Genomic DNA, 21,543 nt, shown 5'->3' with positions numbered 1-21,543 from the left:
GGTCTCCTCCTACGACGGGTAGCCGAGCGACGCCGCGATGCGGCGCAGCCGGGACCCGGGTTCGATGCCGAGCTCGCGGCCGTAGACCTCGCGGCAGCGGCGGTACGTGGCGATGGCCTCCGACGGCCGGTCCGTGCGGATCAGCGCGACCATGAACAGCTCGTTGAGCCGGTCGCGGAACGGGTGGGCGACGAGCAGCGGGCCCACCTCGTCGAGGACGTCCCGCGACCGGCCGAGCGCGAGCCACAGCTCCGCGTGGTCCTCCAGGACGCGGAGCCGCCGGTCGTCGAGGCCCTCGGCCACCGCCCGCAGGGCAGGTGCCGGCACGTCGGCCAGCGCCGGGCCGCGCCACCGCTCGAGCGCGTCGGCGAGGTGTGCCTCGGCGGCGTCGAGGTCCTCGGCGCGGCGTGCTGCCTGCGCCGCGACGACGTCCGCCTCGAACCGCCCCAGGTCCGTGGCCGCGGGCTCCAGTTGCAGCAGGTAGCCGGGCGCCGCCGTCACCAGCGCCGCGGTCGGGTCGGGGTGCCCGGCGGCCGCGAGCGCCTTGCGCAGCCCCGACACGTGCCCGTGGATCTTCGTCACCGCGCTCGGTGGCGGGTCGTCGCCCCAGAGGGCGTCGACGAGCGCGCTCACCTGCACCAGGCGGCCCTTGCCGAGCACGAGCGCGGCCAGCAGCGCGCGCCTGCCCGGACCGCCGAGCTGGACGTCCTGGTCGCCGACCCGGGCCCGCAGGGGGCCGAGGACGTCGACGGTCAGGCTCACGACGCCTCCCCCGCCGTCGCGGCGACGTGCTCGCGGTAGCCCTCCGCCTGGGACCGGAACAGCGCGGCGTACTCGCCGTCGTGCGCCATGAGCGCGTCGTGGGTGCCGCTCTCCAGCACCGCGCCCTGATCCAGGACGACGATCCGGTCCGCGTCGCGGACGGTGCTCAGCCGGTGCGCGACGAGCAGCCGCGACCTGCCGCGGCCGACCGTGCGCAGCGTCGCGTGCAGGTCCGCCTCGGCGCGCGGGTCCAGGCCCGACGACGGCTCGTCGAGCACGAGGAGCCGCGCGTCCTCGCGCAGGAGCGCCCGGGCGACGGCGACGCGCTGCCACTGCCCGCCGGACAGGACCACGCCCGCCGCCCCGACGTCGTCGAGCCCGCCTGCCCCGGTCCCGTCGGTCCCGGTCTCGTCGGTGCCGCTCCCGGTCCGGTCGGGGGCCGTGGCGCCCGGCCGAGTCGGCAGCCCGGCGAACGCGCGCGTGAGCATCGTGTCGTAGCCGCGCGGCAGCGCGGCGAGCACACCCCCCACCCCGGCCGTCGCGGCGGCCTCCTCGACCGCGCCCGGCCGCGCGGCGCGGTCGAGGTCGCCGAGCGCGACGTTCTCGCGCGCGGAGAGCTCGTAGCAGACGAAGTCCTGGAAGACGGTCGCGACGCGGGCACGCAGGGCCGCCGGGTCGATCGTCGCGACGTCGACCCCGTCCCAGGTGATCCGGCCGCGCGTCGGCTCGTACAGGCGGCACAGGAGCTTGACCACGGTCGACTTGCCGGCGCCGTTCGCCCCGACCAGCGCGACGCACGCGCCCGCCGGGATCTCCAGGTCGAGGGCCCGCAGCACCCACGGCGCGTCGTCGCCGTAGCGGAACCAGACGTCCTCCAGCCGGATCGTGCCCGGTCCGGCGGGCTCCGCCGCCTCGGGCACCTCGGCGACAGCGTCGGCGACGGGACCGGGCACGGCCGCGACGTCCGGCGCGCCCTCGACGACCTCCGTGTACCGGGCGACGAGGACGAGCGCCTCGTCGGCCACCGCGAGCTGGCCGACGACCGCCGCGACGGAGGCCTGGACCGCTCCGAGCGCCGCGACGAGCAGGGCGAGGTCGCCCACGCTGCCCGCGCCGCGCGAGATCCGGACCACCGCGTGGACCAGGACCGCACCGGAGACGGCCGCCGTGACCAGGGCGAGCAGCGTCTCGGTCCGCACGGTGACGCGGTCGACGCGCCGCTCGGCGTCGTGCACCGACCCGACCTCGTCGAGCATCCGGCGACGGAAGTGCTCGCCCAGGCCGAAGAGGCGGATCTCCTTGGCCGCGCGCAGGTCCGTCAGGAGCGTCACGTAGAACAGTCGGCGCCGCGACCGCGGGCTCGTGAGCGCCGTCGTCGAGCTGCGGAGCCGGCCGAGGCGGAGCTGCGCCACGAGCGCGGGCACCGCCGAGGCCAGGACGAGGACCGCCGCGACGGGCGACAGCACCACGAGAGACACGACGAACGCGGAGGCCGTGACGAGCGACTGGACCACGGTGACGAGCGCCGCCGTCAGCAGCAGCGGGCCGGACTCGCCCGCGAGCCGGGCGAGCTGCAGGCGGTCGTGGTACGCGGGGTCCTCGAGCTGCGCGATCCCGGTCGGCCGCACGACCGCGCCGAACAGCGTGGTCTGCATGTGCAGCCCGACGCGGCGCCCGATCTCCTGGTCGAGGTAGCGCGCGACGTGCGCGAGCACCGCCCCGAGCGCGCCGGTCACGGCGAGACCGACGGCGAGGAGCACGACCGCGCGCGTCGTCAGGCCGGACCCGACCCCGTCGACGAGCTCCTTCGTCAGCCAGGCGGCGGCGACCGGGACGAGGCCCGCGGCCGCGATCGTCGCGGCCCGCGCCGCGACGGTGCCCGGGGCGGCGCGGTGGTAGAGCCGGACCGCGACGCCGAGCGCGCGCCACCGGCCCGGCCCGGCGCCCATCAGCGCACCACCGCGACCGGCGCCACGACGTCGGCGAGGACGCCCCCGACCGCAAGCACCCGCACGTCGGGACCGACGAGCACGTACGACGGCGTGCCCCGCACGCCGAACGCCGCGCTCACCGGCCCGCCGTGCGGCTCCCGGACCAGCGGGCCCGCCGCGCCGAGGACGGGCGCGAGGCCCTGCGGGTCGGTGTCGCCGAGGAGGACCGGGACGACCGCGACCCCCGCGGAGGCGAGCCCGTCCGCCGCCGCGGCGAGCGCGGGGGCGTGCTCGACGCACGCGGCGCAGGTCGTCGACGCGAACGCGAGGAGCGTGCGCCCGCCGTCGAGGTCCGCGGTGGTGAGGGTCTCGCCCTCGGTCCCGGTCGCGTCGAACGCCGGGACGGAGGCGCCGACGGCGAGGTCGACGAGCGGGCGCGGGCTCCCGTCCGCGCCCGGTCCGGCGTCGGCGCGGAGCCGGCGGATCACGGCGCCCGTGAGGGCGAGGTTGAGCAGGACGAGGACGGTCAGGACGACCACGGCAGCGGTGAGCACGGGCACGGCGAAGCCTCTCGGGGCGGGGGCGGGTTGCGGGACGCGGTGGGGGCGGTCAGGCGCGGGGCAGGGCGAGGAGGCCGGCCACGTCGTCGAGACGTCGCACAGCCTCCACGGCGACGGTCGCGACGACCGCGCAGAGGAGGGCCCCGGCGGGACGGGGCGGGTCCGGCGCGGGGAGGAGGAGGTCGACGACCGGCACGAGCGCGACGGCGGCGAGCACGAGGTTGCGGACGACGTGCCGCGTGGCGACCTCGTCGCCGGCACCGAAGCAGTGGCACCGCGCCCCGGGCTGCTCGCGCAGCGCCCGGCGCAGTGCGGCGGCGAGCACGAGGAGCAGCGCCGCGCCGCCCGTCCCGGCGGCGGCCGCGAGCGCTCCGGCGGGCGCCCTCGCGGCCCCTCCTGCGGACGCCAGCAGCAGGGCCGCGCCGGTCCCGAGCACGACGGCGCTCTCCGCGACGACGACCACGACGGCCAGGCGGCGGGCGACGGGGCGCGGCCGTCGCGCCAGCGCGACGACGGACCCGACGAACTCGCTGCGGTTCTCCGGCGAGCGGACCGCGCCGTGGACGGAGGCGGCGAAGACGCCGGCCGTCACCAGGCACGCGACGATCCATGGGTACGACACGAGCCCCCCTTGGCCCTGCTCCAACCATGTCGTGACGATGGCGAGGTCCCGGGTCACGGTCTCGTCCGCCGTCCCCAAGGATCGCGGGGCGGCGGCCCCGATGTCAATACTGGCTGACCGGTAAGTAAGAAAAAATCGACCGCCTACTTGACCGGCCCTGACCCCGTGGTCCAGGGTGTGAGAGAGCGCTCTATCGGCGCGAGCACAGCGGCTCGCCCGACTCCTCGAGCAGCTCGTGACCCGTCCGACGTCCGAAGGAGCACGTCCATGCGCACCGCGTCTCGCGGCACCCGCAGCACCTCCAGCAGCACCTCCCGAAGGCCCCTGCCACGGTCCCGCGGCCGCGCCCTCGCGGCCGCCACGACCGCCGTCGGGCTCCTCGCCCTCGGCGCGCTCGTCCAGGCGCCTGCGACCGCCGCGCCCGGCGACCCGCTCTCGCAGGGCCGCACCGCGACCTCGTCGGCCACCGAGTTCGACTGGAGCACCGCGTCCGCCGCCGTCGACGGCGACCGCGGCACGCGATGGTCCAGCGCGCACGCCGACGGCGCCTGGATCCAGGTCGACCTCGGCGGCGTCCACGACCTCGACCGCGTCGAGCTCGACTGGGAGACGGCGTACGCGTCCGGCTACCGCGTCGAGGTCTCGACCGACGGCGCCGCGTGGGCGACCGCGTACTCGACCACGAACGGCCAGGGCGGCGACGAGACGCTGCCGCTCGACGTCGCCGCGCGCTACGTGCGCCTCACCGCGACGCAGCGTGCGACCGTCTGGGGCGTGTCCCTCTGGGAGCTCCAGGTGTTCGGCGACGAGGACGGCACGGGCGAGCCGGGCGGTCCCGGAGACCCCGAGCCCGGCACCGCGGGCCTGCTCTCCTACGGCAAGCAGGGCAGCGCGTCGAGCTCCCAGACGCTCGACCCGAACTGCTGGGACTGCACCCCGGACAAGGCGTTCGACCTCGACCCGGCGTCGCGCTGGGCCACGTCCCCGGACACGGGCTGGGTCGACGAGGGCTGGATCGCCGTCGACCTCGGCGCACCCGCGCACGTCAGCCGGGTCGTCCTCCAGTGGGACCCGGCGTTCGCGACGGGCTACTCGATCGAGGTGTCGGACGACGGGTCGTCCTGGCGCTCGGTGTTCTCCACCACGACGGGGAGCGGGTTCAAGGAGACGATCCCGCTCGACGCCGACGGCCGGCACGTGCGCGTGCACATGAACGACCGCAGCAGCGCGTACGGCTACTCGCTGTGGGAGTTCCAGGTCTACGGCACCGGCGGCGCGCCCACGGCCCCGCCCGCGCAGCCCGCGGACCCCGACTTCGACGACCTCGACCTCGTCTGGTCCGACGAGTTCGACGCCCCGGCCGGCACGCCCGCCGACGCCGCGAAGTGGCACATCGACCCCGGGATGCCGCAGAACGCCGAGCACCAGGTCTACACGGCGTCGGGCAACGGCTTCCACGACGGCCAGGGCCACTTCGTCCTCGAGGCGCGCCGCGAGAACGTCGAGGGCCGCGAGTACACGTCGCACCGCATGAACACGTCGACGGCGCTCAACACGCAGTACGGCCGCTTCGAGGCCCGGATCAAGATCCCCGCTGGCCAGGGCCTGTGGCCGGCGTTCTGGATGATGGGCTCCGACTTCCTCGAGGGTCGCCCATGGCCGTACAACGGCGAGATCGACATCATGGAGAACGTCGGGTTCGAGCCCACGATCACGCACTCGACGCTGCACGCGCCCGCGTACTGGGGCGCCGGCGGCTACGGCGGCCCGGCGACCCTGCCGGGCGGCGCACGCTTCGCCGACGACTTCCACGTGTGGGCCGCGGAGTGGGACAGCGAGGGCATCCAGTTCTCGCTCGACGGCCGCGACACGTTCTACGCGTCGAAGGAGACCGTCGAGTCCACGCGCGGCCCGTGGGTCTACGACCACGAGTTCTACCTGATCCTCAACCTCGCGGTCGGCGGGGACTGGCCGGGCGCTCCCGACGCGAGCACGCCGTTCCCGTCCCGCATGCTCGTGGACTACGTGCGGGTGTACCGGTGAGCGCCCGCACCCGGCGACCCCTGCGGGTCGCCGGCCCGTTCCCGTGGTGAGGTTCCGCCTCTCCCGGTGACCGGTCCACGGCGGGCGTCCCTCCAGCGCCCGCACCCCCGGTGCCCGACGGCGCGGTGCTGCTCCTGCGCCGTCGGGCACCGCCCACGCCCCCGGACCGAGCCCGGCCCCGGGGATGGTCGGCCGCGCACGCCCGGGCGGGCGGTATAACTGACGCCATGGCTGCCCGTCGCTCCGCCCCCCGCCCGACGCTCGAGGCCGTCGCGGCCGTCGCCGGCGTCTCCCGAGCCACCGTGTCCCGCGTCATCAACGGTGTGCCGACGGTCGACCCGGCGATCGTCGAGGTCGTCGAGAAGGCGATCGACGAGACCGGCTACGTCCCCAACCTCGCCGCGCGCACCCTCGTGACGCGGCGCACCGGCTCGGTCGCGCTCGTCGTCTCCGAGCCGACGGAGCGGCAGCACACCAGCCCCTTCCTGGAGCGCCTGTTCACCGACCCCTACATCGGCCGCGTCACGGCCGGCGCGCAGCAGGTGCTCCGCCCGCGCGACATCCACCTCGCGATCCTGCCCGCCGACCCGCCCGCGCACGACCAGGTCGTGCGCTACGTGCGCCAGGGCCACGTCGACGGCGTCCTGCTCATCACGTCGAGCTCCGGCGACCCGCTCCCGGCGCGGTTCGCCGCGCTGTCCGTGCCCGTCGTGCTCTCGACGCACCTCGACGGCGCGGACGAGTCCGCGGGCGTGAGCTGGGTCGACCTCGACCAGGCAGCGGGCGGCCGGCTCGCGGCGGAGCACCTCGTGGCCCGCGGCCGGACGCGCCTGGCGACCGTCGCCGGGCCGTCCGACGTCCCCTTCGCGCGTGCTCGGCTCGAGGGCTTCCTCGACGCGGTGCGGGCCGCGGGGCTCCCCGAGCCGCTCGTCGTGGAGGGCGACTTCACGCGCGCGGGCGGCGAGGCCGCGGCCCGCGAGGTCCTCGCGGCGCGCCCCGACGTCGACGGCGTGTTCGGCGCGAGCGACCTCATGGCCGACGGCGCGTCGACGGTCCTGCAGGCGGCCGGGCGACACGTCCCGGAGGACGTCGCGGTCGTCGGTTTCGACGACTCCACGGTCGCGCACCAGGCGCACCCGCCGCTCACGACGGTGCGTCAGCCTGTCGAGGAGATGGCGGCCGAGATGGCGCGCCTCCTGCTCGCGGCCATCGACGCCCCGGAGACCGAGGCCCGCTCCGTCCTGTTCGACCCGAGCCTCGTGGTGCGCGACTCCGCCTGACCTCCGGGCGCAGCGCACGAAGCTGAGTGCACGAGAAAGTCGCGGCCGAATCGATCCGACCGCGACTGTCTCCTGCCCTCAGCGGGGGCTGGGGGTCCGGTCAGTGGCCGCCGCTCGCGACGAAGGCGATGCCGACCGCGATCGCGACGACGACGACGGCGAAGCACACGAGCGCGCCCACCTGGCGGCCCCGGGTGGCGCGCTCGACGCGCACGGTCCGGCCGTCGGACGTGAAGCGGCCGTCGGGGGTGCCGACCTCCACGGGCACGGCGCGGCCGGCGGCGAGCCGGACCCCGAGCGCGAAGAGGGCGGGCAGGCCCGCGCCGACGACGAGGCCGGCGACGACGACCTTGAGCAGCGAGTCGATCTCGACGAACACGGTTCTCTCCTCCGGGCTGCCGGGGTCAGACGCTCGCGCGCTGGCGCGCGGCGGTCGGGGTCACGGTGGGTGCGCCCGAGGCGGGCACGGGCGACGCCGCCTGCGGCTCGGCGTCGGTGAACGGGTCGGCCGCGTCGAGGCGGCGCTCCAGCGCGGCCTCGCGCGCCTCGACGACCTCGGACTCGAGCCCGGCGTCCACCGCGCCCTCCTCCCAGGCGTCGTTGACGTTGTTGTGGTCCACGGGCTTGCGGCGCGACGCGACCCAGATGGCCACCGAGGTGGCGACGAGGATCGCGAAGACGACGACCGTGCCGGCCGCGCCGCCGATCCCGTGCTGGATGCCGTAGCAGGCCGCGCCGACGAGGCCGGCGGCCGGGAGCGTCAGCCCCCACGCGGCGAGCATGCGGCCCGCGACGCCCCAGCGGACCTTGGCGCCCGGCATCCCGACGCCCGAGCCGAGGATCGAGCCGGTCGCGACGTGCGTCGTCGAGAGCGAGTAGCCGAACAGGCCGGACATGAGGATGACGGCCGCGGACGACGTCTCGGCGGCCATGCCCTGACGGGTGTCGATCTCGACGAGGCCCTTGCCGAGCGTGCGGATGATGCGCCAGCCGCCCAGGTACGTGCCGAGCGCCATGAAGGACGCGCAGGCGAGGATCACCCAGAACGGCACGCTCGAGTCGGCCGGGACGGCGCCCGCCGCGATGAGCGCGAGCAGGATGATGCCCATCGACTTCTGCGCGTCGTTGGTGCCGTGCGCGAGCGAGACGAGCGAGGCCGAGCCGACCTGCCCCCAGCGGAACGCCCGGGTCGACACGTCCTCCGGCACGTCGCGCGTGAGGCGGGCGACCGCCCACGTGCCGACGCTCGCGACGCCGACCGCGACGAGGGGGGCGATCAGCGCGGGGATGAGCACCTTCGCGGCGACGCCGCTCCAGATCACGCCCTGCGTGCCGACGGCCGCGAGCACCGAGCCCACGACGCCGCCGATCAGCGCGTGCGACGAGCTCGACGGGATGCCGAGCAGCCAGGTCAGCAGGTTCCAGGTGATGCCGCCCACGAGCCCCGCGAGGACGACCTCGAGGGTGATGACGTCGGCGTCGACCAGGCCCTTCGCGATGGTCGCCGCGACGGCCAGGGAGAGGAACGCCCCGACCATGTTGAGGACGGCGGAGAGGGCGACGGCGGTCTTGGGCTTGAGGGCCTTGGTGGCGATGGAGGTGGCCATCGCGTTGCCCGTGTCGTGGAAGCCGTTGGTGAAGTCGAAGGCCAGTGCGGTCACGACGACGAGCACCAGCAGGAGCGTCTCGGTCACGTCGTCCATGGTGGGGTCATCCCCGGAGCGCGCTCGACCATCCTGTGGATTCTTCCGCCACTGTTCACCGACAGTTCATCCGGCGTTCGAAGCCGGTGTTCGAACGTCTGACGAGGGTCTGTTCGAGCAGGTGCCGAGCAGGGCCGGACGGCCCGCGGGCACGGGCGGTCCGGCCCTGGTGGGGCCGTCGGGCAGGCCTCAGGCGGGGGTCGGCGCGCCCAGGTCGGCGAGGGCGTCGTCGAGATCGTCGACGACGGTCGCGACCGCCTCGCGCTGCGTCCGCGCGCGCTCCGCCTCCGCGGCGACCGCGGTGCGCGCCTCGGCCAGCTCGGCGTCGAACCGCTCCGCGCTCGACCGCGCGGCCGCGCGCTGGTCCCGTGCGCGCTGCTCGCCCGAGAACCACTGCCACGCCGCGACGACGCCCGCGACGACGGTCACCGCGAACCACGCCGGCGCGACCGCGATCCCGAGCACGAGCGTCGCCACCGCGATCGCCCCGACACCGCCGACGACGCCCCACGACACCCCGTCGACGGGGCGTGCCAGGAGCTCCGACCGTGCCGTCGTCGCGAGCGCCGCACCGTCCTCGGTCGGCGTGACGGTGACCGTCCGGCCGGCGAGGCGCAGCGCGCGCGACGGTGCCGGGGTCGCCGCGAGCTCGGCGGCCCGCGCGTGGCTCGCGACGCGCAGGTCGTCGACGAGCAGGGGTGCGGCGAGCGCCGCGAGCCCCGGGTCGGCGCCGCGCGCGTCGTCCACGAGCAGGTCGACGAGCGTCCCCGCGGACGCGTCCCACTCCGGGCCGTCGTCCTCGGGCGCGCGGCCCACGCGGTCGGCCAGCAGCTCGGCTCGTTCGAGGAGGCCGCGCTCCACGGGCGCACCCTCGTTCACGAGCGACCCGACGACCCGCAGGAGCGCCGCGCCCGGGGCCGGGGCGCCGCTCGGCGTCGCGGCGGTGCCGGGCGCGGCGGGCGGGGCGCCCGTGCTGCCCGACGACGCCCCGAGCGCGAGCGGGCGGGGCGCCGCTGTGGGCAGGCCGACCTCCCCGGCGACGACGGCCCGCGACCACGCGGTCCAGGACCGCAGCAGCGGCAGGGCGTCGGGCGCCGCGGCCCGGCGACGCGACCCGGGCCCGTCGGCGGCCACGGCCTCGGGCGAGCCCCAGTCGCCCCCGCTCCCGGGGAGCGCGGGCGCGGCCTCGAGGAGCCGGGCGCGCCAGCGGGCGTGCGCGTCGTCGTCGAGCAGGGCCACGCGCTCGGCGAGCGCCGCGCGGACGACCGCGACGCCGTCGTTCCCGAGGTGCCCCGCGGCCGCCGCGCGCCACAGCGCCCGCTCGGAGGTCGTCACGAGGACCTCGTCCGGCGCCTCGCCGGGGCGCTCCGGCGCCGCCTCCGGGGCCCCGTCGGCGCTGCCCCAGCCGGCCGCCGGGAGGACGGGGGCGTCGAGCACCCAGGGCGTCCACTCGCGCGCGAGGTCGGGCTGCCCGACGAGCGCGCACACCGCGACGAGGTACGTCGCGGCCCGACGGCGGTCGCGCAGCAGCGCCTCCCGCGCAGCCTCGGGGTCGAGGCGGCCCGCGGGCAGCTCGGCGACGGCGAGCGCCGCGGGGACGAGCCAGTAGCCGGGTACGTCGGCGAGGTCGGGCGACCGGCGCAGGTGCGACACGTCGCCCTCGCCCGCCACGACCGCGCGCGTCAGGGCGCGCGCCGCGTCCCGGGCGCGGCGCGCGGGGGTGAACAGCGCGAGCTCCTCGCGCACCTCGCCCAGCTCGATGAGCGCGTTGACGAGGCGCGTGAGCACCTCCACGCGGCTCGACAGGTCGCCCTCGAGCGAGCGCAGGCGCCGGCTGAGCGACGCCTCGCGCGACCGCGCCATCGCGGCCTGCGCGGCGAGCTCGTCCGAGAGGGCCTGCATGTTGCCCTGGTCGCTGCGCCAGTAGCTGTACGTCGACATGCGCGCGAGCGTACTCAGCCGCGCGCCCCTGTCGAGGGGGAGTTCTCCCCGGGCCCCCCGGCGGTCACCGTCGCGGGCGCATGAGCGGCGGGTCGAGGACGGCGGGCACGCTCGCGGGCGCGAGGTCCGGGTCCGCCGCCGAGCCCGGGGTCGCTCCCCAGGCGGGGCTGGTCGTGGGGAGAGATCCCGGGTTCGGCGCGGCGCGGTAGAGGGTCGCGGGGCGGCCGGTGCCGCCCGACGTCGTCCGGCCGGTGTCGGCGAGGAAGCCGGGGGTGGTCGTGGCCTTGCGCGAGAAGTTGCGCGGGTCGAGCCGCACGCCCCACACCGCCTCGTAGACGCGCCGCAGGTCGGCGACGGTGAACTCGGGCGGGCAGAACGCCGTCGCGAGCGCCGAGTACTCGAGCTTGGCGCGGGCGCGCTCGACGCCGTCGGCGAGGATCCGCGCGTGGTCGAACGCGAGGCCGGTGCCCGACGGCGCCCGGTCGCCCGACGCCGTCGGCCCGCCCGGTGCCGCCGCGAGCAGGGGCTCGACGGGGCACCAGGCCGCTCCCCCGGCGTCGGACCCGGCGTGCACGACGCCGAACTCCGGCGCGAGCAGGAGGTAGGCGACCGAGAGGACCGGCCCGCGCGGGTCGCGGTCGAGCGGCCCGTAGGTGCGGAGCTGCTCGAGATGGCCGGGCGGGCGGACGCCGGTCTCCTCCGCGAGCTCGCGCCGGGCCGCCCGGGCGAGCCCTTCCCCCGGCAGCACGAACCCGCCCGGGAGCGCGAGCGCGCCGCGGAACGGCTCGATGCCGCGCTCGACGAGCAGCACGTGCAGGGCGTCGTCGCGGACCGTGAGCGCGACGACGTCGACGGTGACGGGCAGCAGCGCGGCGGTCGGCGGGACGTCGGGGGTCGGGCTGACGGACGGGGTCATGCGGCCATCGTCGCACATTAGCGTCAGGTTGACGAGAACGATCGGAGAGGTCTAGCGTCTTTATCGTCAGAGAGACGAGAACGAACGGAGACGACCATGGCCACCATCCGCACCTACCCGTGGACGCGGCACTTCCTCGGCAGCCCCACCGGGCACGTCGTGCACCTGCGCCGCGGGCGCGTCGCGCACGAGGGCGTCGGCCAGGCGTTCTGGTTCCGCCCGACGACGTCGGTCCTCTCGGAGGTCCCCGTCGACGACCAGGAGCTGCCCGTCTTCTTCCACGCCGTGACCGCCGACCACCAGGACGTCACCGTCCAGGCCGGGGTCACCTACCGGTTCGCCGACCCCGTGACCGTCTCGCAGCGCCTCGACTTCGCCGTCGACCCCCGCAGCGGCGAGTCGAGCACCGCGGGACGCGACCAGGTGACGAGCATCGTCGGGCGGCTCGCGCAGAGCCGGGCCGCCGACGCGCTCGCCGCGATGCCCCTCGCCGACGCGCTCACGGCCGGCGTGCCGCGCGTGCGCGACGTGCTCGCCGACGCCTTGACCACGGACCCCCGCCTCATGGCGACGGGCATCGTCGTCATCGGCGTCCAGGTGCTCGCCGTCCGGCCCGAGAAGGACGTCGAGCGCGCGCTCCAGACGCCGGCGCGCGAGCAGGTGCAGGCCGAGGCCGACCGCGCGACGTACGAGCGCCGGGCCCTCGCCGTCGAGCGCGAGCGCGCGATCGCCGAGAACGAGCTGGCGAGCAAGATCGAGCTTGCGACCCGCCGCGAGCGCCTCGTCGCCCAGGACGGCGCGAACGCCCGGCGCGAGGCCGAGGAGAAGGCCGCCGCCGCGCTCGTCGACGCCCGCGCGACCGCCGAGCGCGCGCGGCTCGCGACCGACGCGCAGGCGGAGCAGGTGCGCGTCGTCGGCGCGGCCGAGGCCGCGGCCGAGCAGGCCCGCATGGACGTCTGGGCGAGCGCCGGCCAGGGCACGCTGCTCGCGCTCGCGGTCCGCGAGGCGGCCGGCTCGCTCCCCGACGTCCAGAACCTCACCATCACGCCTGACCTCCTGACGGGTGTGCTGGGCTCGCTGCTCGGCGGCGCGCTCGGTGGGCCCGACGGCGGGCCGGACGGCACGAGGTCGGGCACGGCGTCGGGGACCACCGGGCGGGCGGCCTGACGATGCTGCGGCGACGCGCCGTCGTCGTGCACCGGCGGACCGAGCTCGACGACCTGCTGGACCGGCACGGGACCCGCGGCCAGGCGGAGTTCTTCCTCCGCTCGCGCGGCCGGTCGCTCGCCGAGGTCCAGGCGCGGCACGACGCGCTCGGCGCGGCGCGCGACGCGGTCGTGGCCGCCCTCCCCGCGGGCTGGGCGCGCGCGGACGTCGAGCGCGCCGACCTGTCGCGGTTCCTCCTCGCGCCGGAGGACGTCGTGGTCGTCGTCGGGCAGGACGGCCTCGTCGCGAACGTCGCGAAGTATCTCCGCGGGCAGCCCGTGCTCGGCGTGGACCCCGAGCCCGGGGTGAACCCCGGGGTGCTCGTGCGGCACTCGGTCGGCGCCGCCACGGCCCTCCTCCGCGGTCTCGGGGGCGACGCCCCCGCGGGCGCTCCCGACCCCACGGCGGTCCTGCCCGTCGACGCGCTCACCATGGTCCGCGCCGACCTCGACGACGGGCAGCACCTCACGGCGCTCAACGAGGTGTTCGTCGGGCACCCGAGCCACCAGAGCGCGCGCTACACGCTGCGGTGCGCGGCGGGCGAGGAGCGGCAGTCGTCGTCGGGCGTGCTCGTCGCGACCGGCACCGGCGCGACGGGCTGGTGGGCGTCGCTCGCGCACGACCGCGGCGGCCGCCCGGCGCCGGGGCGCACCGAGCACCGGCTCGGCTGGTTCGTGCGCGAGGCGTGGCCCTCGCCGGCGACGGGCGTCACGCTCACGGAGGGCATCGTCGAGGACGGCACGGACGTCGCGCTCACCGTCGCGTCGGACCGTCTCGTCGTGTTCGGCGACGGCGTGGAGGATGACCGCCTCGTCGCCGCCTGGGGCCAGACCGTCACGGTCCGCACCGCCGGCTCGCCCCTGCGGCTCGTCCGCCCCTGACCGCCGGGGTGCCCGATTTCACCCGGGTGATCCGCCCGGGCGACGAGGGTCCGTGGGTAGCATCGCTGCGGTCATGGGCTCCCCATGACGTCCCCCTCCCGCGGGCCTGGCCTGCGGGGACGCCGACCCCCGAGCCTGCCGAGGACCCTGCCATGAGCGCGCCCATCGCCTTCACCGACAACGTCCGCGATCTGTCGAACGCGGGCGGCTACCAGTTCGAGTTCCGGTGCGAGCGGTGCGGCAACGGGTACCGGTCGGCGTACCAGGCGGACCTCGTGGCCAAGGGCAGCAGCCTCGTCCAGGCGGCGGGCCGGTTCTTCGGCGGCAGGGTCGCCGACCTGTCGTACGCGGCGGGGTCGTGGGCCGCCGACCGGCAGACCAACTCGTCGGCGAAGGACAAGGCGCTCGACGCCGCCGTCGGCGAGGTGCGCGACGCCTTCCGCCAGTGCCACGGGTGCGGCGACTGGATGTGCCACGAGATCTGCTGGAACGACACCGTCGGTCAGTGCGTGCGCTGCTCACCGAAGCAGGTGGAGGAGCTCGCGCAGCTCCAGGCCGAGGCCCGCCGGTACCAGCTCCAGGAACAGCTCCGGACGACCGACCTCGTCGGTGGCGCGGACGTGCGGACCGCTGCCGTCACCCGGTGCCCGTCGTGCGGCGCGAAGGTCGAGGGCGGCAAGTTCTGCGGCGAGTGCGGCGAGCGCCTGACGCAGGTCGCCGCGTGCCGCGAGTGCGGCACGCAGAACGCCGCGGGGGCGCGGTTCTGCGCGGAGTGCGGCAGCCCGCAGGCCGCCTGACCGCAGGCCGCCCGAGCCCAGGCTGTTCTGGAGCCGGTGCGGCAGGCTCAGCGGTCCGACGGCGCCCCGCCCCGCCGGTCCCGACGCGCCGCCTTGCGAGCCTCTCGCTCGGCACGCGCCTCGCGGTCGCGGCGCGCCCGGAGCACGGCCTCGCGGCGCTCGCCGATCTCGTCGCTCGTGAGGCTCGTCAGGCGGTCCTGCGCGACGCGCGCCTCGGCGCGCTCGGCCTCGACACCGGCCCGGTGCTCGGCCGACTGCGGGCGCGTGCGGACGACGCGCGGGTCGATCCGGTACTGGTCGCCGTGCCGCTCGAGGCGGCGGCGTGCCGCGAGTCGTGCGCGCTCCCGGTGGAACCGCCAGGTCCACGCCCGGCGCAACGCGACGACGGACCAGAGCGCGCACGGGACGGCGGCCACGACGAGCCCGACCCGCCAGCCCGACGGCAGCGCCGTCGACGCCCCGGTGCTCGCGAGCGCCCAGGCGATCCCCGCCGGGACCGCGGGCCAGAACTCGCGGAAGTCCAGGTTCCACCCGCACGCGTAGAAGCGCATGAGCGTGTCCGTGAGCCGCGAGCGCCGCTGCGGCTGGAGCGACATCGCGACCGGCCCGGGCACTGGCGGCCCGAGCGTCGTGCCGGGCGCGACGTGGCTCGTGAACGACAGCCGGTCGCCGCGGTACGAGGGCCGCAGCGCCCGCCCGGCGTACACGAAGGACAGCGCGGCGAGCGGCCAGGTCGCGCACGACAGGTACCAGGCGACCGGCCCGGCGAGGACGACGAAGATCGGCGCGACCACGGCGAGCCGGCCCAGCACGGCGCCGGGCGAGGCCGCGAGCTCGGCCCACGGCTCCTGGTCCGCGGGCGGCTCGAACAGCCCGTACGCCGCGACCGCGAGGTACAGGCCGACGACGAACAGCCCGATCGTCGTCCACACCAGCCCGATCGCGAGGTAGCCGACCGGGCGCAGCAGCAGCGCCGCCGTCCCCGGGGGCGTCGCGTCGCGCGCCGCCCGCGGGTCGGGCGTCGGGCCCGTCACCGCCCCGCGAGCCCGAGCACGTCGAGGACCCACGCGTCCTCGTACGCGACCTCGCGCCAGCCCTCGTACCGGCCCGAGACGCCGCCGTGCCCGGCGTGCATCTCGATCTTGAGCAGCGCGGGCGCCCCGGCGGCGCGCAGCCGCGCGACCCACTTGGCCGGCTCGACGTACAGCACGCGCGTGTCGTGGAGCGACGTCACGGCGAGGATCCGCGGGTAGCGGGCCGCGTCGTCGGGCACGTTCTCGTACGGGGTGTACGTGCGCATGTACCGGTAGACCTCGGGGTCGTGCAGGGGGTCGCCCCACTCGTCCCACTCGACGACGGTCAGAGGCAGGGACGGGTCGAGGATCGACGTGAGCGCGTCGACGAACGGCACCTGCGCGAGCACACCCGCGAACAGCTCGGGCGCAAGGTTCGTCACCGCGCCCATGAGCAGCCCGCCCGCCGAGCCGCCCTGCGCGACGAGGCGCTCGGGGGTCGTCCAGCCCGCGTCGACGAGGTGGCGCGCGACCGCGACGAAGTCGGTGAACGTGTTCCGCTTGGTGAGCGTCTTGCCCTCGTCGTACCAGCGGCGCCCCATCTCGCCCCCGCCGCGCACGTGCGCGACGGCGAACACGACCCCGCGGTCCAGCAGCGACAGGCGCGAGACGGAGAAGCCCGGGTCGATGCTGATCTCGTACGACCCGTAGCCGTAGAGCAGCAGCGGCGCGGGCTCGGCGCCCGTGCCCGTCGCGTCGAGCCCGACGGCGTCGCGCCGCCACACGAGCGAGACCGGCACCTGCGTCCCGTCCTCGGCCGTGGCCCACTCGCGGCGCTGCACGTAGTCCGCGGCGTCGTACCCGCCGAGCACGGGCTGCTGCTTGAGCAGCGTGAGCTCGTCGGTCTCGACACGCAGGTCGTACACGGTCGACGGCGTGACGAAGCTCGCGTAGGACAGGCGCACGTTCGGCTGGTCCCACTCGGGGTTCCCGGCGAGCGCGGCGGTGTACAGCGGCTCGTCGAACTGCACCTCGTGCACGTGCCAGTGGTCGGCCGGGGGCGCCGGGGTGTCCCCGGTCCGGATCGGGGTCGGCAGGCCGGCAGGGCGCGGCGGCTCGGCCGACGCGAGGTCGATCACCCCGACCCGCGACAGCGCGTCCCGCCGGTAGGAGACGACGAGGTGCGAGGCGAAGGCGTCGACCCCTTCCAGCCGGGTCTCGGGGTCGTGCGGCACGACGACGGTCGCGTCGCTCGGGCCAGCCGGCCCGCCGGCGGACGCACCGCCGTCGGGCACCCGGGTCACGACCAGCTCGAAGTTCTCCGCACCGTCGTTGTGCAGCACGAGCAGCACGTCCCGCCGCTCCCCCGCCGAACCCGACGTTGCTGTCGTTCTCGCCGTCTTTCCGCCACTTTCCTCGTGCTCGACGGCGGGCAACCACGTGCTCGGCAGGACAGCGTGCTCGACCGTGTACTCGACGCCCTCTCGGCGGGGCCACACGACCTGCGGCTCGGCGGTCGGGTCGGCGGCGTCGATCAGCCAGGTCTCCGACGTGATCTTCGAGCCGACGTCGATCTGCACGAACCGCTGCGAGCGCGAGACGCCCACGCCGACCCAGTAGCGCTCGTCGGGCTCCTCGAAGACGACGACGTCCTGCGTCGCCGGAGTCCCCACCTCGTGGCGCCACACGCGCCAGGGCCGCCACGCGTCGTCGACCGTCGGGTAGAAGACGTACCGCCCGTCCGGGGAGAAGACGGCGCCCGGGAACGTCCCGGGGACCTCGTCGACGAGATCCGTGCCCGTGTCGAGGTCGCGGATCCGCAGGGTGTACCGCTCGTCGCCGACGACGTCGACCGCGTACGCGAGCCGCGTCCCGTCGACGGACACGTCGAACGCCCCGAGCGAGAAGAAGTCGTGGCCCTCGGCCTCCACGTTGTCGTCGAGCAGCACCTGCTCGCCCGGCACGGGCACGCCCGGCTCCAGCACGGGCGGCACCCAGGACGACGGCGCGTCGCTGCCCAGGCTCGCGTCGATCGGCGCGCGCGCCCGGATCGGGTACTGCGAGCCCTCGACCGTGCGCGCGTAGTACCAGTGCGCACCCTGCCGCACGGGCACGGACAGGTCGGTCTCGAGCGTGCGCGCCTTGATCTCCTCGAAGATCCGCTCGCGCAGCGGCTCGAGGTGCGCGAGCCGCTGCTCGGTGTACGCGTTCTCGGCCTCCAGGTGGGCGACGACCTCGGGCGACTCCTTGTCCCGCAGCCACTCGTAGTCGTCCTCCACGGTCTCCCCGTGGTGCGTGCGCGGCGCCGGGCGGCGGGGCGCGACGGGCGCCTGCGGCTCCTCCCGCTCCGCGGGGGTCGGCGGCGTGGCGGTCTGCGTGAGGTCGTCAGGCATCTGGCCAGGGTAGTGCCGCCCGACGGCGCGCGGTCGCCGTGGCGCGTCCCGCACCGGTCGTTACGCTCGACGCGTGACGGAGGAGCAGGGGGCACGCCGGACGACGACGTCGCTCACGAGCGGCGAGATGGTGCGCGCGTCGGGGCTGTCCATCAAGGCGCTGCGGCTCTACGACGCGAACGGGCTCCTCGTCCCGGCCCGCGTCGACCCCCGCACGGGCTACCGGGCCTACGCGCCCGAGCAGGCCGAACGGGGCCGCGCCCTGGCGCTGCTGCGCCGGATCGACGTGCCGCTCGCACGCGTCCCCGAGGTGCTCGACGCCGACCCGCGCGACGTGCGCGACGTCCTCCTCGGGTGGTGGGACGAGCAGCAGCGGTCGCTCGCGGAGCAGCGCGCGACCGCCGAGGAGCTCGCGCGCCGGCTCGCCGTGCGGCGCGGGGCGGCCGAGGTCCGGTGGCGCGACGTCCCGGCGTGCACGGTCGCGACGATCACGTCGTCCACGACCCAGGCCGACCTCGTCCCCACGTTCAGCGCCGACCTGCTGACGATCCGGGCGCACCTCGCCGCCGCGGGCGCCGAGGCGGGGGCCGCGCACTGGGTGATCTACCACTCGCCGGTCGGCCGCGACGTCCCCGGGCGCGTCGAGGCGTGCGTCCCGTACCGGGGGGCGGTCGTCCCCGCCGGGCCGGTCGTGCTCCGCGAGGACCCGGCCCGCACGGAGGCGTACGTCGAGGTGCCGTCGCGCGACTGCCGGTTCCCGCAGATCGTCGGGTACCTCGACGCGCTGCGCGTCGCGACCGGGCAGGCGCACGCCCTGTCCCGCGAGGTGTACGCCGTCCCGTGGTCCGACGACCCGGACGTGGTCGTCGCGGACGTCGCGCTCGCCGTCGGGCCCGGCCCCGCGCGCTAGCCCGTCAGTCCTCGACGAGCTCCAGGTCCCCCGGGAGCCACGTGCGGTCGAACCACGGCTCGAGCGGCCCGTACAGGCGCAGCATCGGGAACCACGACCTGCCCGGGACCGTCCCGACCCAGTTGGACTCGCGCCCCGCCGGCGGCTCCGGACCGAACCACAGCACGGTGCTGCCGTCCTCCTCCGTGGCCACGGTGCCGCTGAGGCTCAGGAGGCTCGGGTACGGGTTGTCAGTCTGGAGCAGCGACCGGGTCTGGGTGTCGTAGAGGTCCACCGACCAGAAGTTCTTCGCGGGCGGGTTCGGCGGCAGCACGAGCCGGTACGTGCGCGCGCCGTCGAGGATCCGGCCCTGCGCGTCGTGGGCCGTGTAGGCGTAGGCGGACCCGGCCCCGACCTGGGCGTGCGCCATGGCGGGCGTGATGACGGTCGCGAAGAAGTGGAACTGCGCCCGTGCGTCGAGCAGGCGCGCGCCGTCGGCGAGGAACTCGTAGGAGCCGCCGAGGAACGCCTGGAGCCAGCTCGACCCGGGCGCGACGCGCGCCTCCGGGTCGCGGGGCGAGTAGACGAGCGCGCGGCTGATCGCCGCTCCGGCCCGAGCCGCGGTGTCGAGCGTCGCGCGCAGCTCCGGGCTCGGGTCGAACGCACGCCCGGGCACGATGCCGACCGCACGCAGCAGCCCGGCGCGCTCGGGGTCGAGCGCGCTCGTCGGCTCCTCCGCGACGATCTCGGCGACCTCGTCGAAGAACGAGGCGTCGTTGGCGTGGACGGTGTTGACGCGCGTCCCCGCGATGTTGACGAACTCGGTCGGCGGCGGGTCCCCCGCGTCGGCGAGCGGGTAGATCCGCGTCTCCTTCATCGCCGGCACGCCGCCCAGCGCGCGCAGCACGACCCAGTTGGTGAACGTGGGCGTCCGGTAGACGAAGTAGCCGTCCGGTACCTCGCCGTCGTAGCCGGGCGGAAGGAACAGGTACCGGCCGCCCTCGCCACGGTCCGGCCCGGCGATGCCCATGTCGGCCACGTAGCGGAACCAGAAGTCGTCGACCACGCACAGCGAGTTCTTGGGGGGTTCGATGACGAGCGGGCCCGTCTCGCGCAGGTCGACGAAGAGCGACCCGTACGTCGTCGCTGTGTTCGGCGTGAGGAAGATGCCGCCCGAGTCGGCCCGCGGGTCGGTGTAGCCGACCTGGTTGGAGCGCAGGAGGCCGAGCTCGCGGAACCCGCGCCGCATCGCCACGAGCGACGCGCCGGGCATCGCGCTGAGGAACGCCTCCACGCCGCGCAGGAAGTCCAGCGACCCGTACAGCCGCTCGACCGACTCCGGGGTCGGCACCCCGTCGACCAGGTCGAACCGCCCGAGCGGGGTGTCCACCGGGGAGGGCGTGCTCACCGCGGCGACCGCCGCGGCCAGAGCGTCGGTCACGGCGCTCGTCGCCGGGCCGGTCTCGGTGCTCGTCCCGGTGCTGGTCTCGGTGCTCGCGTCGGACATGGCTCTGGCCCCTTCGTCGATCGGTGCACGGCACGCACGCTCGACGCCGAGCGGCTGGGCCGACCGTAGATCGGGGGCCACCGCACCGCCACCGGGAAGGAGGCTTGACCCTGCCCCTGGGGCGGACTCGAGGCTCGCGGCATGGACGTCTCGCGCTACGCCTCCCACAGCCCCTACTCCGACCCGCGTCACCACGCGCCGCTCCTCGCGGCCGTGGCACCCGACCCGGCGAGCCTGCACGCGGCCGTGACGAACGCCGTCGTGCACTACCGCGCCGGGGCGACGGCACCCACCCCGGCCCAGTGCGCGGACGTCGACCGACGCTGGGTCGCGTCGATCCTCGACGCCGCGACCCAGCGCGCGCCCGGCGCGCCGCTCGCCGCGCCGCGGCCCGCGGACGCGCAGGTCGGGGGATGCTGCCGCGACCACTCGCTCCTCGCCGTCGCCGTGCTCCGCGAGCACGGCGTCCCGGCCCGGACGCGCCTCGGGTTCGCGAACTACCTCGGGGCGGACGGGTTCCACCACGACCACGTCGTGGTGGAACGGCACGACGGCGCACGGTGGGTCCGGTCCGACCCCGAGATCGCGCCCGACGGCGTCGCGTTCGACCCTCTCGACCTGCCGACGGGCGAGGGGTCCCCGTTCGAGACCGCGGCCGAGGCCTGGACGGCGTACCGCGCCGGGCGGCGCGACCTCGCCGACCACGGTGCCGGCCCCGACCTGCCCTGGCTGACCGGGCCCGGGTTCGTGCAGCGGTACGTGCTCGCCGACCTCGCGCACCGGCAGCGGCACGAGCTCCTGCTGTGGGACGTGTGGGGCGCGTCCGCCCTGCCCGGCGCCGCCCCGGACGACCGCGCCGTCGCACTCACGGACCGGGTCGCCGAGCTCACGCTCCTGGCCGACGCGGGCGACCGGACCGCCGAGGCGGCGCTCACCGTCCTGTGGGCCACGGACGACCGCCTGCGGCCCGGACGCTACGTCACGACGTGGTCGCCCACCGGCCGACTGGGCTGGACCGACCTCACGGCGCGCCGGACCGGCTGGGCCGCCGTCCCGCGGGACGCGGTGCTCGTCGGGTGAGCCCGGCCGAGCCGGGGCG

18 protein-coding genes are annotated in these 21,543 nt (G+C 76.1%); 7 read left to right on the top strand and 11 right to left on the bottom strand.

Going from position 1 to position 21,543, the window contains the following annotated elements:
• Positions 1–9 precede the first annotated feature (9 nt).
• Genes NF338_RS02005 through NF338_RS01990 form a run of 4 tightly spaced genes read right to left on the bottom strand, consistent with a single transcriptional unit; the run spans position 10 to position 3,875 of the window.
• Positions 10–762 carry an AfsR/SARP family transcriptional regulator gene (locus NF338_RS02005; protein WP_264029237.1) on the bottom strand — a complete coding sequence of 251 codons (753 nt, stop codon included), beginning with the start codon at positions 760–762 and terminating at the stop codon, positions 10–12.
• The gene (locus NF338_RS02000) at positions 759–2,711 is read right to left on the bottom strand and encodes an ABC transporter ATP-binding protein (RefSeq protein ID WP_264029236.1); all 1,953 of its coding nucleotides are present in this window, start codon (positions 2,709–2,711) and stop codon (positions 759–761) included. The genes NF338_RS02005 and NF338_RS02000 overlap by 4 nt, the downstream gene beginning before the upstream one ends.
• The gene (locus NF338_RS01995) at positions 2,711–3,253 is read right to left on the bottom strand and encodes a TlpA family protein disulfide reductase (protein WP_264029234.1); all 543 of its coding nucleotides are present in this window, start codon (positions 3,251–3,253) and stop codon (positions 2,711–2,713) included. Before NF338_RS01995 ends, NF338_RS02000 begins: the two co-directional genes overlap by 1 nt.
• 49 nt (positions 3,254–3,302) lie before the next feature.
• Positions 3,303–3,875 carry a MauE/DoxX family redox-associated membrane protein gene (locus NF338_RS01990; RefSeq protein WP_264029233.1) on the bottom strand — a complete coding sequence of 191 codons (573 nt, stop codon included), beginning with the start codon at positions 3,873–3,875 and terminating at the stop codon, positions 3,303–3,305.
• A gap of 267 nt (positions 3,876–4,142) precedes the next feature.
• Here NF338_RS01990 and NF338_RS01985 point away from each other — a divergent pair, with 267 nt between their 5' ends.
• Together NF338_RS01985 and NF338_RS01980 are read left to right on the top strand one after the other, a co-directional pair.
• A complete protein-coding gene (locus tag NF338_RS01985; RefSeq protein WP_264029231.1) occupies positions 4,143–5,918 on the top strand; it encodes a discoidin domain-containing protein in 1,776 nt (591 codons plus the stop codon).
• A 227-nt stretch (positions 5,919–6,145) separates the two neighbouring features.
• Entirely contained in the window at positions 6,146–7,198 is a 1,053-nt protein-coding gene (locus tag NF338_RS01980; protein ID WP_264029230.1) for a LacI family DNA-binding transcriptional regulator, read from the top strand.
• Between the two features lie 100 nt (positions 7,199–7,298).
• Here the strand turns inward: NF338_RS01980 and NF338_RS01975 are convergent, their stop codons facing one another.
• From NF338_RS01975 to NF338_RS01960, 4 genes are all read right to left on the bottom strand, one after another.
• Positions 7,299–7,577, bottom strand: a complete 279-nt coding sequence (locus NF338_RS01975; protein WP_087470202.1) for a hypothetical protein — start codon at positions 7,575–7,577, stop codon at positions 7,299–7,301.
• A 25-nt stretch (positions 7,578–7,602) separates the two neighbouring features.
• On the bottom strand, positions 7,603–8,901 hold the full coding sequence (locus NF338_RS01970; protein ID WP_264029229.1) for an inorganic phosphate transporter: 1,299 nt from the start codon (positions 8,899–8,901) through the stop codon (positions 7,603–7,605).
• A 189-nt stretch (positions 8,902–9,090) separates the two neighbouring features.
• Positions 9,091–10,842: a hypothetical protein gene (locus NF338_RS01965; protein ID WP_264029228.1), complete on the bottom strand. Its 1,752-nt coding sequence runs from the start codon at positions 10,840–10,842 to the stop codon at positions 9,091–9,093.
• Positions 10,843–10,906: 64 nt separating this feature from the next.
• On the bottom strand, positions 10,907–11,758 hold the full coding sequence (locus NF338_RS01960) for an NUDIX hydrolase (RefSeq protein ID WP_264029227.1): 852 nt from the start codon (positions 11,756–11,758) through the stop codon (positions 10,907–10,909).
• 96 nt (positions 11,759–11,854) lie between these two features.
• On the opposite strand from NF338_RS01960, the gene NF338_RS01955 reads away from it, so the two are divergent.
• The 3 genes from NF338_RS01955 to NF338_RS01945 all read left to right on the top strand — a co-directional run bounded on the left by NF338_RS01955 (position 11,855) and on the right by NF338_RS01945 (position 14,642).
• Positions 11,855–12,925, top strand: coding sequence for an SPFH domain-containing protein (locus NF338_RS01955; protein ID WP_264029226.1), 1,071 nt, complete (start codon positions 11,855–11,857; stop codon positions 12,923–12,925).
• A gap of 2 nt (positions 12,926–12,927) precedes the next feature.
• A complete protein-coding gene (locus tag NF338_RS01950) occupies positions 12,928–13,845 on the top strand; it encodes a hypothetical protein (RefSeq protein WP_264029224.1) in 918 nt (305 codons plus the stop codon).
• A gap of 152 nt (positions 13,846–13,997) precedes the next feature.
• Positions 13,998–14,642 (top strand): zinc ribbon domain-containing protein, encoded by a 645-nt coding sequence (locus NF338_RS01945; protein ID WP_264029222.1) that lies wholly within the window; start codon positions 13,998–14,000, stop codon positions 14,640–14,642.
• A 47-nt stretch (positions 14,643–14,689) separates the two neighbouring features.
• Here the strand turns inward: NF338_RS01945 and NF338_RS01940 are convergent, their stop codons facing one another.
• Entirely contained in the window at positions 14,690–15,676 is a 987-nt protein-coding gene (locus NF338_RS01940) for a hypothetical protein (RefSeq protein ID WP_264029221.1), read from the bottom strand.
• Positions 15,673–18,048, bottom strand: a complete 2,376-nt coding sequence (locus NF338_RS01935; protein ID WP_264029220.1) for a S9 family peptidase — start codon at positions 18,046–18,048, stop codon at positions 15,673–15,675. Before NF338_RS01935 ends, NF338_RS01940 begins: the two co-directional genes overlap by 4 nt.
• 73 nt (positions 18,049–18,121) lie before the next feature.
• Between NF338_RS01935 and NF338_RS01930 the strand changes: the two genes are divergently transcribed.
• On the top strand, positions 18,122–18,958 hold the full coding sequence (locus NF338_RS01930; protein WP_264029219.1) for a MerR family transcriptional regulator: 837 nt from the start codon (positions 18,122–18,124) through the stop codon (positions 18,956–18,958).
• A 4-nt stretch (positions 18,959–18,962) separates the two neighbouring features.
• Here the strand turns inward: NF338_RS01930 and NF338_RS01925 are convergent, their stop codons facing one another.
• Complete coding sequence (locus NF338_RS01925; RefSeq protein ID WP_264029218.1) at positions 18,963–20,444, bottom strand: DUF1254 domain-containing protein; 1,482 nt, start codon at positions 20,442–20,444, stop codon at positions 18,963–18,965.
• Positions 20,445–20,585: 141 nt separating this feature from the next.
• Between NF338_RS01925 and NF338_RS01920 the strand changes: the two genes are divergently transcribed.
• Entirely contained in the window at positions 20,586–21,524 is a 939-nt protein-coding gene (locus NF338_RS01920; RefSeq protein WP_264029217.1) for a transglutaminase-like domain-containing protein, read from the top strand.
• The last annotated feature ends 19 nt before the right edge of the window (positions 21,525–21,543 follow it).

Source organism: Cellulosimicrobium sp. SH8, assembly GCF_025818875.1.
In the GTDB taxonomy this organism is placed as follows: domain Bacteria; phylum Actinomycetota; class Actinomycetes; order Actinomycetales; family Cellulomonadaceae; genus Cellulosimicrobium; species Cellulosimicrobium cellulans_D.
The sequence above is the reverse complement of the archived record's forward strand: the minus strand, read 5'-3'. Positions and strand labels throughout refer to the sequence as shown.

Excerpts from the sequence above, each read along its gene's own strand:
- NF338_RS02000 (WP_264029236.1), bottom strand. The coding sequence starts at position 2,711 with ATGGGCGCCGGGCCGGGCCGGTGGCGCGCGCTCGGCGTCGCGGTCCGG.
- NF338_RS01985 (WP_264029231.1), top strand. The coding sequence starts at position 4,143 with ATGCGCACCGCGTCTCGCGGCACCCGCAGCACCTCCAGCAGCACCTCC.
- NF338_RS01980 (WP_264029230.1), top strand. The coding sequence starts at position 6,146 with ATGGCTGCCCGTCGCTCCGCCCCCCGCCCGACGCTCGAGGCCGTCGCG.
- NF338_RS01970 (WP_264029229.1), bottom strand. The coding sequence starts at position 8,901 with ATGGACGACGTGACCGAGACGCTCCTGCTGGTGCTCGTCGTCGTGACC.
- NF338_RS01965 (WP_264029228.1), bottom strand. The coding sequence starts at position 10,842 with ATGTCGACGTACAGCTACTGGCGCAGCGACCAGGGCAACATGCAGGCC.
- NF338_RS01960 (WP_264029227.1), bottom strand. The coding sequence starts at position 11,758 with ATGACCCCGTCCGTCAGCCCGACCCCCGACGTCCCGCCGACCGCCGCG.
- NF338_RS01955 (WP_264029226.1), top strand. The coding sequence starts at position 11,855 with ATGGCCACCATCCGCACCTACCCGTGGACGCGGCACTTCCTCGGCAGC.
- NF338_RS01950 (WP_264029224.1), top strand. The coding sequence starts at position 12,928 with ATGCTGCGGCGACGCGCCGTCGTCGTGCACCGGCGGACCGAGCTCGAC.
- NF338_RS01945 (WP_264029222.1), top strand. The coding sequence starts at position 13,998 with ATGAGCGCGCCCATCGCCTTCACCGACAACGTCCGCGATCTGTCGAAC.
- NF338_RS01935 (WP_264029220.1), bottom strand. The coding sequence starts at position 18,048 with ATGCCTGACGACCTCACGCAGACCGCCACGCCGCCGACCCCCGCGGAG.
- NF338_RS01925 (WP_264029218.1), bottom strand. The coding sequence starts at position 20,444 with ATGTCCGACGCGAGCACCGAGACCAGCACCGGGACGAGCACCGAGACC.
- NF338_RS01920 (WP_264029217.1), top strand. The coding sequence starts at position 20,586 with ATGGACGTCTCGCGCTACGCCTCCCACAGCCCCTACTCCGACCCGCGT.